This window comes from Aeromicrobium sp. REDSEA-S32_B7 (assembly GCF_001626145.1).
Lineage (GTDB): Bacteria > Actinomycetota > Actinomycetes > Propionibacteriales > Nocardioidaceae > Aeromicrobium > Aeromicrobium erythreum.
In genome coordinates this window covers 1-13817 of sequence record NZ_LUNF01000281.1, presented here as the reverse complement: position 1 = coordinate 13817, position 13817 = coordinate 1, and the positions used below count along the sequence as shown (strand labels likewise).

The window sequence follows — 13817 nt, the reverse complement described above, 5'->3', positions numbered from 1 at the left end:
CGGGGCGGTGGCGCTAACGTAACGATTTCGTGTGGCGTAGGTCACCGGGTGTGACATATTCGTGAACGTCGCATGACGAGGGGAGAGTCCGATGGTCAGCACGAGGGAGCGCAGCACGGCTCGTACGCACGGTGCCGGGCACCTGGCGGTCGCCGCCGACGCCCGGTACTTCGAGGGCGCCAGCCTGCAGTCGCGGGCTCTCGGCCTCGGACTGCGGCACACCGTGCGTCCCGTCCTCGACCTCTGGACGCGGCTGCCGTTCGACCTGTTCCCGCCGAACCTGCTGGAGCACGCCGCCCGGCTGCTGCCCGTCCACGAGGGCACCAGCTGGCGGACCGTCGACCTCGCGCGCTGCGGCAGCGAGCTGCTCTCGGCCAAGGACGTGCGCGACATCCACGGCGGCAACCCGCGCGTCATCCTCTACTTCCACGGCGGGGCCTTCCTGACCTGCGGGCTGAACACCCATCGTCGGCTCGTCTCGCGCATCTCGCACGCCTCCGGCCAGCCCGTGCTCAACGTCGGCTACCGGCAGATGCCGTACGAGCCGATCGCCGAGTCGGTCGCCGACGGCGTCGACGGCTTCCGCTGGCTGCTCGAGCAGGGCTACCGGCCCGAGGACGTGACGATCGCCGGCGACTCCGCCGGCGGCTACCTCGCGTTCAGCGTCGCGCGCGCCGTGCTCGACCAGGGGCTCGGCCGCCCGGCGGGCGTCGTGGCCATCTCGCCGCTGCTCGACGTCGACGTCGCGCGCAAGCGCCAGCACCGCAACGCCGACCGCTGCCAGACCTTCCCGCTGCGGGCGCTCGAGAAGTTCACCGACGTCGCGCTGCGCATGGACACCCGCCGCGGCATCAACGGCCAGCGGGTCTGCCCCGTCGACATGCCGCTGGAGGACATGCCGCCGGCGCTGATCCAGATCGGGTCCCGCGAGATCCTGCTCGCCGACGCCGAGCACATGGCCGCACGCCTGGTCCAGGCCGGGGTGCCCGTGGACCTGCAGGTGTGGGACCGCCAGGTCCACGTCTTCCAGGCCGCGGCCTCGTGGGTGCCGGAGGCGCGGGCGGCGATCGAGGAGATCGGCGACTTCGTGACGGGCCTGGCCGACCAGGACTCCGCCGCCGACGGCTCGCGCGGCACCGCCACCAGCACGACCGCCGCCACCACCACGGGCGCAACCGCCCGCCGCGGTCGACGCACGGGCGTCGCGGCGGTCTGAGCCCACCGCGACGGCCCCGACGTCGCCGCGTCCGAGCCCTCGTGCGACGGGCGCCCCTGCGGTCCAGCGGGTACGGTCGAACGTGACCGCAGGCACGCACCGGGAGGCAGCATCGTGAGCAACGGGACGGCAGGGCCGGGCACCGCACCGGTCGTCGAGGGGTTCGGCGCGCAGGACGACAGCGAGCTGGAGATCCACTCCCCCAAGGACGCGGCGGCGGGCGTCACGGCGGTCAAGGTGTCGATGGAGCGCGCGCTGTCCCACATGGGTCCGAAGCGCACCGCCCAGACCCTGCTCAAGCTCAACCAGGCCGACGGGTTCGACTGCACGTCGTGCGCCTGGCCCGACCCCGACCCCGAGGCCCGGCACACGGCCGAGTTCTGCGAGAACGGCGCGAAGGCCGTCGCCGAGGAGGCCACCACGGACCGGGCGACGCCCGAGGTGTTCGCCCGCTACTCGATCGCCGAGCTCGACTCCCACGACGAGTACTGGCTGGGCCAGCTCGGCCGCATCACGCACCCGATGGTCAAGCGACCCGGCGGCACGCACTACGAGCCCATCGAGTGGGACGACGCGTTCGCCCTCGTCGCCGAGCACCTCAACGGTCTCGCGTCCCCCGACGAGGCCGTCTTCTACACGTCCGGGCGCGCGTCGAACGAGTCGGCGTTCACCTACCAGCTGTTCGTCCGCGCGTTCGGCACGAACAACCTGCCCGACTGCTCGAACATGTGCCACGAGTCGACGAGCGTCGCGCTCGCGGAGTCGATCGGCATCGGCAAGGGCAGCGTGAGCCTGCGCGACCTCTACGACGCCGAGCTGATCGTCATCGCCGGGCAGAACCCCGGCACGAACCACCCGCGCATGCTCTCGGCGCTGGAGATCGCGAAGCGTCGCGGCGCCAAGATCCTCGCGATCAACCCGCTGCGCGAGGCCGGACTGGTCAACTTCCGCAACCCGCAGAAGCCGAGGGGCGTCGTGGGTCGCGGCACCGACATCGCCGACCTGCACCTGCCCGTGCGCATCAACGGCGACCTCGCCCTGTTCCAGGCGTTCGGCCACCTGCTCGAGCAGTGGGGCGCGATCGACCGGGAGTTCGTCGAGCAGTACACCGACGGCTACGACGCGTGGGTCGAGCACGTGCGCGCCCTCGACTGGGACGTCGTGCTGGCCGCCACCGGCCTCTCCCGCGAGCTGATCGAGCGCGCGGCACGGATGATCGAGGCCTCCGGCGCGACCATCTACTGCTGGGCGATGGGCCTGACGCAGCACCGCAACTCCGTGGCCACCATCAAGGAGGTCACGAACCTCGCGCTCGTGCGTGGCGACATCGGCAAGCGCGGCGCCGGCCTGTGCCCGGTGCGCGGCCACTCCAACGTGCAGGGCGACCGCACGATGGGCATCTGGGAGAAGTCGCCCGACACCTTCCTCGACGCGCTCCAGGCCGAGTTCGGCTTCGACCCGCCGCGCGAGCACGGGCTCGACGTCGTCGACGCCGTCCGCGCCCTGCGCGACGGGAAGGCCAAGGTGTTCATGGGTCTCGGCGGCAACTTCGTGCACGCCGTCTCCGACACCGACGTCGCCGCCGACGCGCTGCGCAGCGCCGACCTCACGCTGCACGTGTCGACCAAGGTGAACCGCTCGCACCTGGTCACGGGCGACACCGCGCTCATCCTGCCGACCCTGGGACGCACCGAGGTCGACGAGCGGGCCACCGGTCCGCAGTTCGTCTCGGTCGAGGACTCGATGTCGTCGGTGCACGCCTCGCGCGGACCGCTCGAGCCGGCCAGCCCGCACCTGCGCTCGGAGACGGCCATCGTCTGCGGCATCGCCCGGGCGACGCTGCGCCAGGCCGACGGCACCGACCGCCACGGCATCGACTGGGACGCGATGGCGGAGGACTACAGCATCATCCGCGGCCACATCTCCCGCGTCGTGCCCGGCTGCGAGGACTACGAGCGCAAGGTCGACCGACCCGGCGGCTTCGTGCTCCCGCACCCACCGCGCGACTCCCGCTCCTTCCACACCTCCACGGGCAAGGGTCGGATCGCGGTCTCGCCGGTCGAGGTGCTGCACGTGCCGGAGGGGCACCTGCTCCTGCAGACGCTGCGCAGCCACGACCAGTTCAACACCACCATCTACGGGATGAGCGACCGCTACCGCGGCATCGAGAACGGCCGACGCGTCGTCCTCGTCCACCCCGACGACATCGAGGCGCTCGGCTGGCGCGACGGTGACGTGGTCGACCTCGTCACCCACTGGACGGACGACGACGTCGACCGGGTCGCCCCCGGGTTCCGGATCGTCTCCTACGAGACCCCGCGCGGCACGGCGGCGGCCTACTACCCGGAGACGAACCCGCTGGTGCCGCTGGACTCCGTCGCCGAGCACAGCAACACGCCGACGTCGAAGTCGGTCGTCGTCCGGCTCGTCCCGACCGCCGTCGGCGGCGTGGGCGAGGGCGCGGACGGGTCGCAGCACCCGGTCGGCGCGGACGGCGAGCACCGGTCGCGCCCGCAGCCGGAGCCCCTGCACCTGTCGTGACCGCCTCCACCCCGAGTCGCTCCCTCCAGGCCGTGGTCCTGGCCGGTGGCACCAGCCAGCGCTGGGACGGCCAGGACAAGACCCAGCTCGTCGTCGGCGGCAGGCCCCTGCTCGACCACGCGCTCGCGGCGCTGCCCGACGACACCGAGGTCGTCGTCGTCGGGCCGCCGCGCCCGACGTCGCGCCCGGTCGGGTGGACGCGGGAGGAGCCCGCCGGCTCGGGACCCGCGGCCGGCGTCCAGGCCGGTCTGCGGGCACTCGCGCCGGGCGCGCCCGTCGTGGTGCTCGCCGCCGACCTGCCCCGGGCGGCCGAGCTCGTCGACGCCCTGCTGGACGCCCCACGCCCAGGCGGGGCGCTCGTCGTGGCCGACGGCACGGGCCGGGCCCACTGGACCTCGGCACTGCTCTCCGCGGAGGCCGCCGACGTGGTGCGCGGGCTGCCCGACCTCGTCGACGCGTCGCTGCGACGCCTCTTCGACCACCTCGACGTCACGCTGGTCCCCTCCCCCGACGGCGCCACGCACGACCTCGACTCCCCCGCCGACCTCGACGCCCTGCAGGAGGACCATTGATGAGCGACCGCGACGAGACGATGCTGGCCTGGTGGCGCGAGCTGTGCGCCGAGCTGGGCGTCGACGACCCGGGCACCGACGTGGAGCGGGTCCTCGACCTGGCCGCCGTCGCCGCGCACGCGGTCGTGCGCCCCGCGGCCCCGCTCACCACGTTCCTGGCCGGCTACGCGGCGGGGCTGGCGGGCGGTGGGGACGACGCCGTCCGTCGCGCCGTCGCGCAGGCCCAGCTCCTCGCCGAGGTCCGCGGCGGCGACCAGGACGACAGCAGCGGGTCGCCCTCATGACCAAGCCCGTCCAGCGACGCCGGATCCAGCACGTCGAGGTCGGCGTGGGCGTGACGCCGCGGCACGACTCGCTCGCCGCCGAGGAGCCGCTCGAGATCCGCGTGGCCGGCGCGTCGTTCGCGGTGACCATGCGCACCCCCGGCCACGACTTCGACCTGGTGGCCGGCTTCCTCGTCTCCGAGGGCGTCGTGGCGCGCACCGACCAGCTGCACGCCATGCGGTACTGCGCACCGGAGCAGGACGAGAACACCTACAACGTCATCGACGTCGGCGTCAGCGGTCCCGGAGCGCACGTCGCGGCCAGCCGCGAGCGGCACGTCTACACGTCGAGCTCGTGCGGCGTGTGCGGCCTCGCGTCGATCGACGCCGTGGCGACGACGTCGGCGTTCGACGTGTCCGCAGACGACGTGCGGGTCGACGCCGCCGTCCTGGCCGCGCTGCCCGACCGGCTGCGCGAGCAGCAGGCGGTCTTCGAGCGCACGGGCGGGCTGCACGCGGCGGGACTGTTCGGCACCGACGGCACGCCGCTGGTGGTCCGCGAGGACGTGGGCCGGCACAACGCCGTCGACAAGGTCGTCGGCCAGGCGCTGCGCGAGGACCGCCTCCCGCTCACCGGCACGGTGCTGCAGGTGTCGGGACGGGCGTCGTTCGAGCTGGTCCAGAAGGCGGCCATGGCCGGCATCCCGGTGCTCGCCGCGGTGAGCGCGCCGTCGTCGCTCGCGGTCGACCTGGCCGACCGGCTCGGTGTGACCGTGGTCGGCTTCTCGCGCGGCAGCAGCTTCAACGTCTACACCCGTCCCGAGCGCGTCGTCGCCTGACCGACGCGCCCGGGTCGGGCGCTGCGGCGCTCAGAACAGGGCCGAGGCCTTCACGACGGTCTCGTAGACGCCGTAGACGAGCGGGATGCCGACGACGAGCCACGCCACCACCGCGAGCGGCGTGACGCCCTCGGCCGTCGTGTCCTCGCCCTGCACGGAGGCCGGCGGGTGCTCGGCCGTCGGCTCCGTGCTGTGGGGCTCGTGGAAGCGCGACGCCACCGGCCGCACCAGCAGGTTGGCGACGAAGCCGACGGCCAGCACGCCGACCATCGTGAGCAGCGCCGGACGGTAGTCGGCCGCCGTCAGGGCGCCGGGCTCGCCCCTGGCGTCGAGGAAGCCGTTGACGATCAGCGGTCCCGCCACGCCCGCCGCGGACCAGGCGGTCAGCAGCCGGCCGTGGATCGCGCCGACCTGGAAGGTGCCGAACAGGTCGCGCAGGTACGCCGGGATGGTCGCGAAGCCGCCGCCGTAGAAGCTGAGGATGAACCCGGCGAGGACGACGAACAGCACGGTCGAGCCCGAGCCGCCGAGCGCGAGCGTCGCGTAGAGCACGATGCCCACGCCGAGGTAGAGGACGTAGATGTTCTTGCGGCCCACGACGTCGGACGTCGACGACCACACGAACCGGCCCGCCATGTTGCACAGCGACAGGAAGCCCACGAAGCCGGCCGCGGCGGCTGCGGCCACCGTCGAGTCCTGGCCGTCGCGGAAGAAGTCCTGGATCATCGGCGCGGCCTGCTCCAGGATGCCGATGCCGGCGGTCACGTTGCAGAACAGCACCACCCAGAGCAGCCAGAACTGCGGCGTGCGGACGGCGTTGTTGGCCGAGACGCTCTCCGTCGTGACGAGCGCCTTCTTCTTCGCGGTCGACGGGTCGAACCCACGCGGCGCCCACCCGTCCGCCGGCACCCGCACGAGCCATGCACCGAACAGCATGACGACCAGGTACACGAGTCCGAGCGTCACGAACAGCTTCGCCACCGCCGAGCCGGAGGCCAGGCCGGTGGCGGTGTCGTAGGACGAGTCGTACCAGCCGAGCAGCGTGCTCGAGAGCGGGCTCGCGATCATCGCGCCACCACCGAAGCCCATGATGGCCATGCCGGTCGCGAGGCCGGGGCGGTCCGGGAACCACTTGATGAGGGTCGAGACCGGCGAGATGTAGCCGATGCCCAGGCCGATGCCGCCGATCACGCCGTAGCCGAGGTACAGCAGCCACAGCTGGCTCGTCGCGATGCCGAGCGCTCCCACGAGGAAGCCGGTCGCCCAGCAGGTGGCGGCCGCGACCATGGCGCGGCGCGGCCCGCCGGTGTCGACCCAGGTGCCGAACACGGCGGCCGAGACGCCCAGCATGACGATGGCGATCGAGAACACGACGCCGACGGCGGTCAGGCTGGTGTCGAAGTGCTCGACCAGCGAGGCCTTGTAGACGCTGGTCGCGTAGACCTGCCCGATGCACAGGTGCACCGCCAGCGCGGCCGGCGGGATGAGCCAGCGGTTGAAGCCGGGGCCGGCGACGGTGCGCTCCCGGGCCAGGACGCTCGTGGACATGGTTCCCCCTCGTCGGATCGGACGGCCGGACCGCCTGTGACGTGCGTCTCGAAGCGTACGAGAGGACGCGCCGGTCCGCGCGTCGGGCGCCGGTCGCGACGTCCCGCCGGCGACAGGTCGGCGACGTGCCGGGCGACGTCGAGCCTCTACCCTGGGCACGTGACCTCGAGCCCCGGACGCATCTTCCTGTCGCGCATCGTCGGGCAGGACGTCTTCGACCCCGCGGGCGACCAGGTCGGCAAGCTGCGCGACGTCGTGGTGGCGCTGCGCGGCCCGCGCCGACCGCGCGTCGTGGGCCTCGTCGTCGAGGTGCTCGGGCGGCGCCGGGTGTTCCTGCCGATCGGCCGCGTGACGTCGCTCGACTCCGGCCAGGTCATCACGACCGGCGTGCTCAACATGCGCCGCTTCGAGAAGCGGAGCACCGAGACGCTGGCGATCCACGAGCTGCTCGACCGCACCGTCACCCTGCCCGACGCCCGCACCGGCACCGTCTACGACCTGGCGATGGAGCAGGACACCCGCCGCGACTGGTACCTCGGCTCGGTGGCCGTCCAGGAGTCGGGCAAGCGGTTCGGACGTCGCGGCGCGACCCACGTGGTCCAGTGGGACGAGGTCACCGGTCTCGTCGGCCAGGAGCCCGGCCAGGGCGCCACCCACCTGCTCGCCACGATGGACGAGATGCGCCCGGCCGACCTCGCGAACGCGCTGCTCGACCTGCCGACGAAGCGACGCGCCGAGATCGTCGGCGAGCTCGTCGACGAGCGGCTCGCCGACGTCCTGGAGGAGCTGCCCGACAGCGTCCAGGTGGAGGTGCTCGGCGTCCTCGACCCCGAACGGGCGGCCGACGTCCTCGAGGAGATGGACCCCGACGACGCCGCCGACCTGCTCGGCGAGCTGCCCCCTGCCACGTCGGAGCAGCTGCTCGCGCTCATGAAGCCCGAGGACGCCGAGGACGTGCGGCGCCTGCTGACCTACGAGGACCGCACGGCCGGCGGCATGATGACGACCGAGCCGGTCATCCTCCCGCCGGACGCGACGATCGCCGAGGCGCTGGCCCGGCTGCGCGAGCCCGAGCTGGGACCGGCGCTCGCGTCGATGGTCTACGTGTGCCGGCCGCCGCTGGAGACGCCGACCGGCCGCTTCCTCGGCATCGTGCACTTCCAGGCCCTGCTCCGCGAGCCGCCGTCGACCCTCGTCGGGGGGCTCGCCGACAACGACATCGACTGGCCCCGGCCCGACGCCAGCCTCGAGCACGTCGCGAACCTGCTCGCGTCCTACGACATGCTCGCGCTCCCTGTGGTCGACGAGACGAGCCACCTGCTCGGCGTCGTCACCATCGACGACGTCCTCGACCACCTGCTGCCCGAGGGCTGGCGCGAGCGCGACAGCGACCGCGCCGCGAGCGACGCGGCGCAGGGGGTGGGTCTGCGTGGCTGAGCGCTCCCGCGACGGCGGGCGGCACGACCGCGAGCAGGCGCGTCGCGACCGCGAGCAGGCCCGCCGCGACCGCGACCGCCTCGACCAGCCCCGCGAGCGCGGACGGCGACGCTCGCTGCGGCCGCGCTCGGGCGACACCGACCGCTTCGGCCGCTTCGCCGAGTCGTTCGCCCGCTACATGGGCACGGCACGCTTCCTCATCTGGATGACGATGCTCATCCTCGTCTGGGTCGTGTGGAACGTGCCCTACGGCCCCGAGCGGCCGCGCTGGGACGAGTACCCGTTCATCTTCCTCACGCTCATGCTGTCGCTGCAGGCCTCCTACGCGGCGCCCCTGATCCTGCTCGCGCAGAACCGCCAGGAGGCGCGCGACCGCGTGCAGCAGGAGCAGGACCGTCGTGCCGACGCCCAGTCGCACGCCGACATGGAGTTCCTCGCCCGCGAGGTCGCGAGCCTGCGGCTCGGCCTCGGCGAGGTCGCCACACGCGACTTCCTGCGCTCGGAGCTGCGCGACCTGCTCGAGTCGCTGCAGGAGCAGCCCGACGACGGCGACGACACCGGCTCCGAGGCCGGCCCGGACGGTCGCGGGCGGGGCCGCTCCGGCCCGCGCGGTCACTGAGGCTCGCCTGCGGCACACCGCCGCGGGGGTCGCCCGTACGATGGGAGTCATGGCTTCCGTCCCCACCGAGGAGCAGGTCCGCGAGGCTCTCGCCAGCGTGGTCGACCCCGAGATCAAGCGTCCCGTCACTGAGCTCGGCATGGTCGACACCGTCACGATCGACGACACGTCGATCACGGTCCGGCTCCTGCTCACCGTCTCCGGCTGCCCGCTGAAGGACACGCTGACGCGTGACACCACGGCCGCCGTCGAGAAGATCGCCCCCACGCACACGGTCCACGTCGACCTCGGCGTCATGACCGACGAGCAGCGCAAGAGCATGCGCGAGATGCTCCGGGGAGGCCAGACCGAGCGCGAGATCCCCTTCGCCCAGCCCGGCTCGCTGACCAAGGTGTACGCCATCGCGTCCGGCAAGGGCGGTGTCGGCAAGTCGTCGGTCACAGTCAACCTGGCCGTCGCCATGGCCCGCAGCGGCCTGAAGGTCGGCATCGTCGACGCCGACATCTACGGCCATTCGATCCCCGACATGATGGGCGTCGGCGACCGTCGGCCCACCCAGGTCGACGACATGATCCTGCCGGTGCCGGTCGAGGTCCCCGACTCCCCCGCGGCGCCGGACGTCAAGGTCATGAGCATCGGCATGCTGAAGCCCAAGCGCGACCAGGTCGTCGCCTGGCGCGGCCCGATGCTCGACCGTGCGCTCGTGCAGATGCTCAGCGACGTGTTCTGGGGCGACCTCGACGCGCTGCTGCTCGACCTGCCGCCCGGCACGGGCGACATGGCCATCAGCCTGGGCCAGCACCTCGCCAACGCCGAGGTCGTCGTCGTCACCACGCCGCAGCAGGCCGCCGCGCAGGTGGCCGAGCGTGCCGGCACGATGGCCTCGATGATGCACCAGCGCGTCGTGGGCATCGTCGAGAACATGTCCTACCTCATCACCCCCGGCGGCGAGCGCCTCGAGGTGTTCGGCAGCGGCGGCGCCGACGCGGTCGCGAAGACGCTGGGCGAGCGGCTCGGGCACGACGTGCCGGTGCTCGGCAAGGTGCCCCTGGAGGAGCAGCTGCGGGTCGGCGGCGACGACGGCCGTCCGATCGTGGCCACCCACCCGGGCAGCGAGTCGGCGAAGGTCCTGCAGCAGGTGGCGGACACGCTCACCGGACGCTCCCGAGGCCTGGCCGGCATGCAGCTGGGTCTCGCCCCCGTCGGTCGACTCTGAGGCACCCGACGTGCTCGGGATGGGCTGGCCGGAGATCGGTCTGATCCTCGTGGTCGGTCTGCTGCTGTTCGGGCCCGACAAGCTGCCCGGCATGGCCAAGCAGGCCGGGCAGTTCGTCCGCACCGTCCGCCAGATGGCCGACAACGCCAAGAACGACCTCGGGCGCGAGATGGGTCAGGACTTCTCCGATCTGAACCTGCGCGACCTCGACCCGCGCGAGGTCGTCCGCCGGCACGTCCTCGACCAGCCCGACGAGCCCGCGCCCGTGCGTCAGGACCGCATCCTGCGTCCCGGCGAGGTCCCGCCCCACGACGACGAGGCCACCTGAGCCGGCGCCCGCTCCCTGCGGGGACGGCGCGGGACCTGGTGGTCCCGGCCGGGCTCAGACGGTCAGCCAGCCGGTGAGCCGATCGAGCCCGTGTCCGACGCGCTCGCGCAGACCGGGCCGCGGCGCGGCGGCCGGGAGGTCGCCGAGGGCGGGCACGAGCCGGGCATCGTCCACGTCGGTCACGACCGTGTAGACGACGCCCTCGGCGTCCCACACGACGGTCCGCATCCCTGGCTGGTCCCGCACCCACACCTCGTGGTCGCCGAGCTGCTGCTGCGCGAAGCCGTGCAGCCGGTCGGTGTCGAGCGCGCCGGTCTGCTCGTGCAGCTCCAGGCGTCCTGTGCCGTCGGTGTAGGTGAGGCTGACGGCGCCCTCGGCCTGCAGGCGCCCCTCGACCCGTTCGAGGTCGTGGCCGAGCGTGCCGTGGCAGGGCCACCCGTTGGCCGTCAGGTCGGCCATGCGGGCGGTGGTCATGACGTCCTGCCCGCTGCTCGCGGGGCGGACGACGTCACCGCCGCCCACGGCCGTCCGGAAGTCGGCGGCGTACGCATCGACCGGCGGCACCACCGCGTCGCCGAGACCACGGCCGGGCGCGCCGGCCACGTAGGCCATCAGCATGACGGCGAGCGAGGCGCCGACCGCGACGCCGCTCGCGCCCCAGACGGCCGAGTGGAGCACCCGCGTCCAGAGCGGCGGGGGCTGGGGCGCCGGGGTGCGGGGCAGCTCCGAGAGCGAGGCCAGCAGCGACGCCGGCGGCCGGACGTCGGACGTCGCCTGCATGCGCATCTTCAGGTGCCGCTGCTGCGCGACGGCCTCGCGGCAGCGCGCGCAGTCCTGGACGTGACGCGAGGCCGCCTCCGTGGCGTCGGGCGAGAGCTGCCCGTCCACGAAGGCGGCGACGTCGGCGTCCAGGTGGGCCATCAGGCTCCCAGGGCTCCGAAGACACGGGTACGGCCGGCGGTCGGCGCGCGGTGAGCCAGCGCCTGGCGCAGCTGGGTACGCCCACGGTGGATCCGGGACCGGACGGTGCCGATCTTGACGCCGAGGACGTCGGCGATCTCCTCGTACGACAGGCCCTCGACGTCGCACAGCACGACCGCGACGCGGAACTCCTCGGTGAGCGAGGACAGGGCGGCCTCGATGTCGGGGTCGAAGCCGGCGTCGTGCACGAACGCCTCGGGCAGCTGCTCGCGGCCCTCGAGGCGGTCCTCGGCGCCGTCGGTGAAGCCGTCCATGCGCAGCTTGCTCGAGCGGCGCACGCGGTCGAGGAACAGGTTGGTCGTGATCCGGTGGATCCAGCCGTTGAAGTTGCCCGGCTCGTAGCGGTCGAGCGAGCGGAACACACGCACGAAGACGTCCTGCGTGAGGTCCTCGGCGTCCTGACGGTTGCCGGTGAGCCGGTAGGCGAGGCGGTACACCCGCGGGGAGTGCTCCTCCACGATGCGGTCCCAGGACAGGTCGGCACCCGTCTCCAGGGTCGCGGCCTGCATGCTCACGTCGTCGTCCTTCATGTCGTCGATCGTCGCGTCGTCTCCTGAGAGAACGCCCAGAGGACGCTGACGGTTCCCTCTCGATCATCCCCGGTCCCCCAGGGGGCGCGACACGGATGCCGCCCGGCGGTGCAGCGGCACGGGAGGGCCTGCGCTCACTATGCTTCTGACCGAGCCGGTACCCGTCCGGCCCGGTCAGCCGAGGAGCCATCATCACCAGCGAAGCGAGCCTGCAGTACGTCGAGGGCTACCAGGACGAGGACGACCACCTCGCCGAGGCGCGTCGACGCGCGGACGAGGTCGGCGTGACCCCGATCGGTCCGGCCGGCGGCGCCACCCTGCGCTTCCTGGCCTCCGTGCTCGACGCCCGCGCGGTCGCCGAGGTCGGCACCGGCACCGGTGTCTCGGGCCTGTGGCTGCTGCGCGGCATGGCGCCCGACGGCGTCCTCACGTCGGTCGACCTCGAGGCCGAGCACCAGCGGCACGCCCGTCAGGTGTTCTCCGCAGCCGGCTTCGCACCGCAGCGCTTCCGCCTCATCGCGGGTTCGGCGCTCGACGTCATGCCCCGGCTCACCGACGACGGCTACGACCTCGTGTTCGTCGACGGCGACAAGGTCGAGTACGGCGAGTACCTGGAGCAGGCCCTGCGCCTCGTGCGCCCCGGTGGCGTCGTCGTGTTCGACAACGCGCTCTGGCACGACCGCGTGGCCGACCCGGAGCGTCGTGACGCCGAGACGGTCGCGATCCGCGATCTGCTCACGCAGGCGGCGACCGACGAGCGCCTGGTGCCCACGCTGCTGCCCGTCGGCGACGGCCTGCTGGCCGCGCGCCGCGTGGGCTGACCCGCCCCCGGCCGTCGGGCCGGGCGCGGGTCCAGTGCCTGCAGGACAGCTGGGATCAGCGCTCGAACGAGGCCGAGGACCGGAAGCCCGCCGGTCCCCGCACGACCGCGACGATCTCGCACGCCTCGATCAGCTCGGGCTCGCGCCCGATGATGGTGGTGCCGGGGAGGTCGGCGCGGCCGTCCTCCATGGCCTGCTGGAACGCCTCGCGCGACCGCGCGTCGACGAACACGTAGGTCCCCTCGAACCACTCGTCCTCACGGGCGCGCCACGACTTGAAGCGCAGCCCTTCCAGACCCGCGAACTTCGCGAAGCTGACGTCCTCGACGTACTCGCGCAGACGCTCGAGGGTCCCTGACGGGGCGCCGGCCAGGGACCAGCGCATCGTGAGACCGTACAAGCTCAGACAGCCTTGAGGGCGTCGCCGAGGGTGGCCGCCTCCTCGTTGTTGAGCTCGACCACCAGACGTCCTCCGCCCTCGAGCGGGACGCGCATGACGATGCAGCGCCCCTCCTTGGTGACCTCCATCGGTCCGTCACCGGTGCGAGGCTTCATGGCCGCCATGGGTTCCCCTTCCATTCGGTGACCGCCGTCCGGTCTCCTCAGACGCCTAGTATCTCTCATGCCCCCTTCTCAGTTCCAACCGGCACGAAGGACCTCGTGACCCCTCCCGCTCCCGACGGCGCTCCCCCGGCCACCGACGGCGTCGTCGCGCTCGACCCGAGCTCGGGGGCGCTCGGCTCCGTGCCCCCGCACGAGCAGGTCCGCGCCGCGCTGACCACGCCGGGCCTGCGGGCGCTCCTGCTCGTGGTCGACGGCTCGACCGTCTGGTCCGACGCGTCGGTGGTCGCGGTGGCCGATGCGTCCGTCCCGGTGGTCGCGGTGCTGCTCGGCAGGGTCGAGGGC

16 protein-coding genes are annotated in these 13817 nt (G+C 72.9%); 11 read left to right on the top strand and 5 right to left on the bottom strand.

The annotated features are described in order from the left end of the window. Positions 1–91 precede the first annotated feature (91 nt). The 5 genes from A6Q79_RS16695 to fdhD all read left to right on the top strand — a co-directional run bounded on the left by A6Q79_RS16695 (position 92) and on the right by fdhD (position 5431). Positions 92–1216, top strand: a complete 1125-nt coding sequence (locus A6Q79_RS16695) for an alpha/beta hydrolase (protein WP_067855816.1) — start codon at positions 92–94, stop codon at positions 1214–1216. Positions 1217–1330: 114 nt separating this feature from the next. Further along, positions 1331–3757 carry an FdhF/YdeP family oxidoreductase gene (locus tag A6Q79_RS16690; RefSeq protein ID WP_286690143.1) on the top strand — a complete coding sequence of 809 codons (2427 nt, stop codon included), beginning with the start codon at positions 1331–1333 and terminating at the stop codon, positions 3755–3757. Beyond that, entirely contained in the window at positions 3754–4329 is a 576-nt protein-coding gene (locus tag A6Q79_RS16685; protein WP_286690142.1) for a molybdenum cofactor guanylyltransferase, read from the top strand. The genes A6Q79_RS16690 and A6Q79_RS16685 overlap by 4 nt, the downstream gene beginning before the upstream one ends. Beyond that, positions 4329–4613 (top strand): DUF6457 domain-containing protein, encoded by a 285-nt coding sequence (locus A6Q79_RS16680; protein WP_286690141.1) that lies wholly within the window; start codon positions 4329–4331, stop codon positions 4611–4613. Before A6Q79_RS16685 ends, A6Q79_RS16680 begins: the two co-directional genes overlap by 1 nt. Beyond that, on the top strand, positions 4610–5431 hold the full coding sequence (fdhD, locus tag A6Q79_RS16675; RefSeq protein WP_286690140.1) for a formate dehydrogenase accessory sulfurtransferase FdhD: 822 nt from the start codon (positions 4610–4612) through the stop codon (positions 5429–5431). The genes A6Q79_RS16680 and fdhD overlap by 4 nt, the downstream gene beginning before the upstream one ends. Before the next feature lie 30 nt (positions 5432–5461). Here fdhD and A6Q79_RS16670 read toward each other — a convergent pair whose 3' ends face one another. Next, entirely contained in the window at positions 5462–6979 is a 1518-nt protein-coding gene (locus A6Q79_RS16670; RefSeq protein WP_286690139.1) for an OFA family MFS transporter, read from the bottom strand. A 159-nt stretch (positions 6980–7138) separates the two neighbouring features. Here A6Q79_RS16670 and A6Q79_RS16665 point away from each other — a divergent pair, with 159 nt between their 5' ends. The 4 genes from A6Q79_RS16665 (at position 7139) to A6Q79_RS16650 (ending at position 10579) form a co-directional block, all read left to right on the top strand. Further along, entirely contained in the window at positions 7139–8416 is a 1278-nt protein-coding gene (locus A6Q79_RS16665) for a CBS domain-containing protein (RefSeq protein ID WP_067855802.1), read from the top strand. Positions 8417–8531: 115 nt separating this feature from the next. Continuing rightward, positions 8532–9035: a DUF1003 domain-containing protein gene (locus tag A6Q79_RS16660; protein WP_067861400.1), complete on the top strand. Its 504-nt coding sequence runs from the start codon at positions 8532–8534 to the stop codon at positions 9033–9035. Between the two features lie 49 nt (positions 9036–9084). Continuing rightward, a complete protein-coding gene (locus A6Q79_RS16655; protein ID WP_067855800.1) occupies positions 9085–10251 on the top strand; it encodes an Mrp/NBP35 family ATP-binding protein in 1167 nt (388 codons plus the stop codon). Between the two features lie 19 nt (positions 10252–10270). Continuing rightward, positions 10271–10579, top strand: a complete 309-nt coding sequence (locus A6Q79_RS16650) for a sec-independent translocase (RefSeq protein WP_286690152.1) — start codon at positions 10271–10273, stop codon at positions 10577–10579. A gap of 54 nt (positions 10580–10633) precedes the next feature. Here the strand turns inward: A6Q79_RS16650 and A6Q79_RS16645 are convergent, their stop codons facing one another. Continuing rightward, positions 10634–11500, bottom strand: a complete 867-nt coding sequence (locus A6Q79_RS16645) for a hypothetical protein (RefSeq protein WP_317698813.1) — start codon at positions 11498–11500, stop codon at positions 10634–10636. Then, a complete protein-coding gene (gene sigE / locus A6Q79_RS16640; RefSeq protein WP_067855790.1) occupies positions 11500–12090 on the bottom strand; it encodes an RNA polymerase sigma factor SigE in 591 nt (196 codons plus the stop codon). The genes A6Q79_RS16645 and sigE overlap by 1 nt, the downstream gene beginning before the upstream one ends. 284 nt (positions 12091–12374) lie before the next feature. Here sigE and A6Q79_RS16635 point away from each other — a divergent pair, with 284 nt between their 5' ends. Further along, entirely contained in the window at positions 12375–12911 is a 537-nt protein-coding gene (locus A6Q79_RS16635; RefSeq protein WP_317698812.1) for an O-methyltransferase, read from the top strand. A gap of 55 nt (positions 12912–12966) precedes the next feature. On the opposite strand, the gene A6Q79_RS16630 is transcribed toward A6Q79_RS16635, so the two are convergent. Then, positions 12967–13296 (bottom strand): hypothetical protein, encoded by a 330-nt coding sequence (locus tag A6Q79_RS16630; protein ID WP_236749831.1) that lies wholly within the window; start codon positions 13294–13296, stop codon positions 12967–12969. A 17-nt stretch (positions 13297–13313) separates the two neighbouring features. Next, positions 13314–13475, bottom strand: coding sequence for a DUF3117 domain-containing protein (locus A6Q79_RS16625; RefSeq protein ID WP_019145023.1), 162 nt, complete (start codon positions 13473–13475; stop codon positions 13314–13316). A gap of 96 nt (positions 13476–13571) precedes the next feature. On the opposite strand from A6Q79_RS16625, the gene A6Q79_RS16620 reads away from it, so the two are divergent. Further along, on the top strand, positions 13572–13817 hold a 246-nt coding region (locus A6Q79_RS16620), incomplete at its 3' end, for a hypothetical protein (RefSeq protein WP_317698811.1).

What these genes read in the sequence shown, in the direction of transcription:
- A6Q79_RS16670 (WP_286690139.1), bottom strand. Translation starts at nt 6,979, where the DNA reads ATGTCCACGAGCGTCCTGGCCCGGGAGCGCACCGTCGCCGGCCCCGGC.
- A6Q79_RS16645 (WP_317698813.1), bottom strand. Translation starts at nt 11,500, where the DNA reads ATGGCCCACCTGGACGCCGACGTCGCCGCCTTCGTGGACGGGCAGCTC.
- A6Q79_RS16680 (WP_286690141.1), top strand. Translation starts at nt 4,329, where the DNA reads ATGAGCGACCGCGACGAGACGATGCTGGCCTGGTGGCGCGAGCTGTGC.
- A6Q79_RS16625 (WP_019145023.1), bottom strand. Translation starts at nt 13,475, where the DNA reads ATGGCGGCCATGAAGCCTCGCACCGGTGACGGACCGATGGAGGTCACC.
- A6Q79_RS16655 (WP_067855800.1), top strand. Translation starts at nt 9,085, where the DNA reads ATGGCTTCCGTCCCCACCGAGGAGCAGGTCCGCGAGGCTCTCGCCAGC.
- A6Q79_RS16695 (WP_067855816.1), top strand. Translation starts at nt 92, where the DNA reads ATGGTCAGCACGAGGGAGCGCAGCACGGCTCGTACGCACGGTGCCGGG.
- fdhD (WP_286690140.1), top strand. Translation starts at nt 4,610, where the DNA reads ATGACCAAGCCCGTCCAGCGACGCCGGATCCAGCACGTCGAGGTCGGC.
- A6Q79_RS16650 (WP_286690152.1), top strand. Translation starts at nt 10,271, where the DNA reads ATGGGCTGGCCGGAGATCGGTCTGATCCTCGTGGTCGGTCTGCTGCTG.
- A6Q79_RS16630 (WP_236749831.1), bottom strand. Translation starts at nt 13,296, where the DNA reads ATGCGCTGGTCCCTGGCCGGCGCCCCGTCAGGGACCCTCGAGCGTCTG.
- sigE (WP_067855790.1), bottom strand. Translation starts at nt 12,090, where the DNA reads ATGAAGGACGACGACGTGAGCATGCAGGCCGCGACCCTGGAGACGGGT.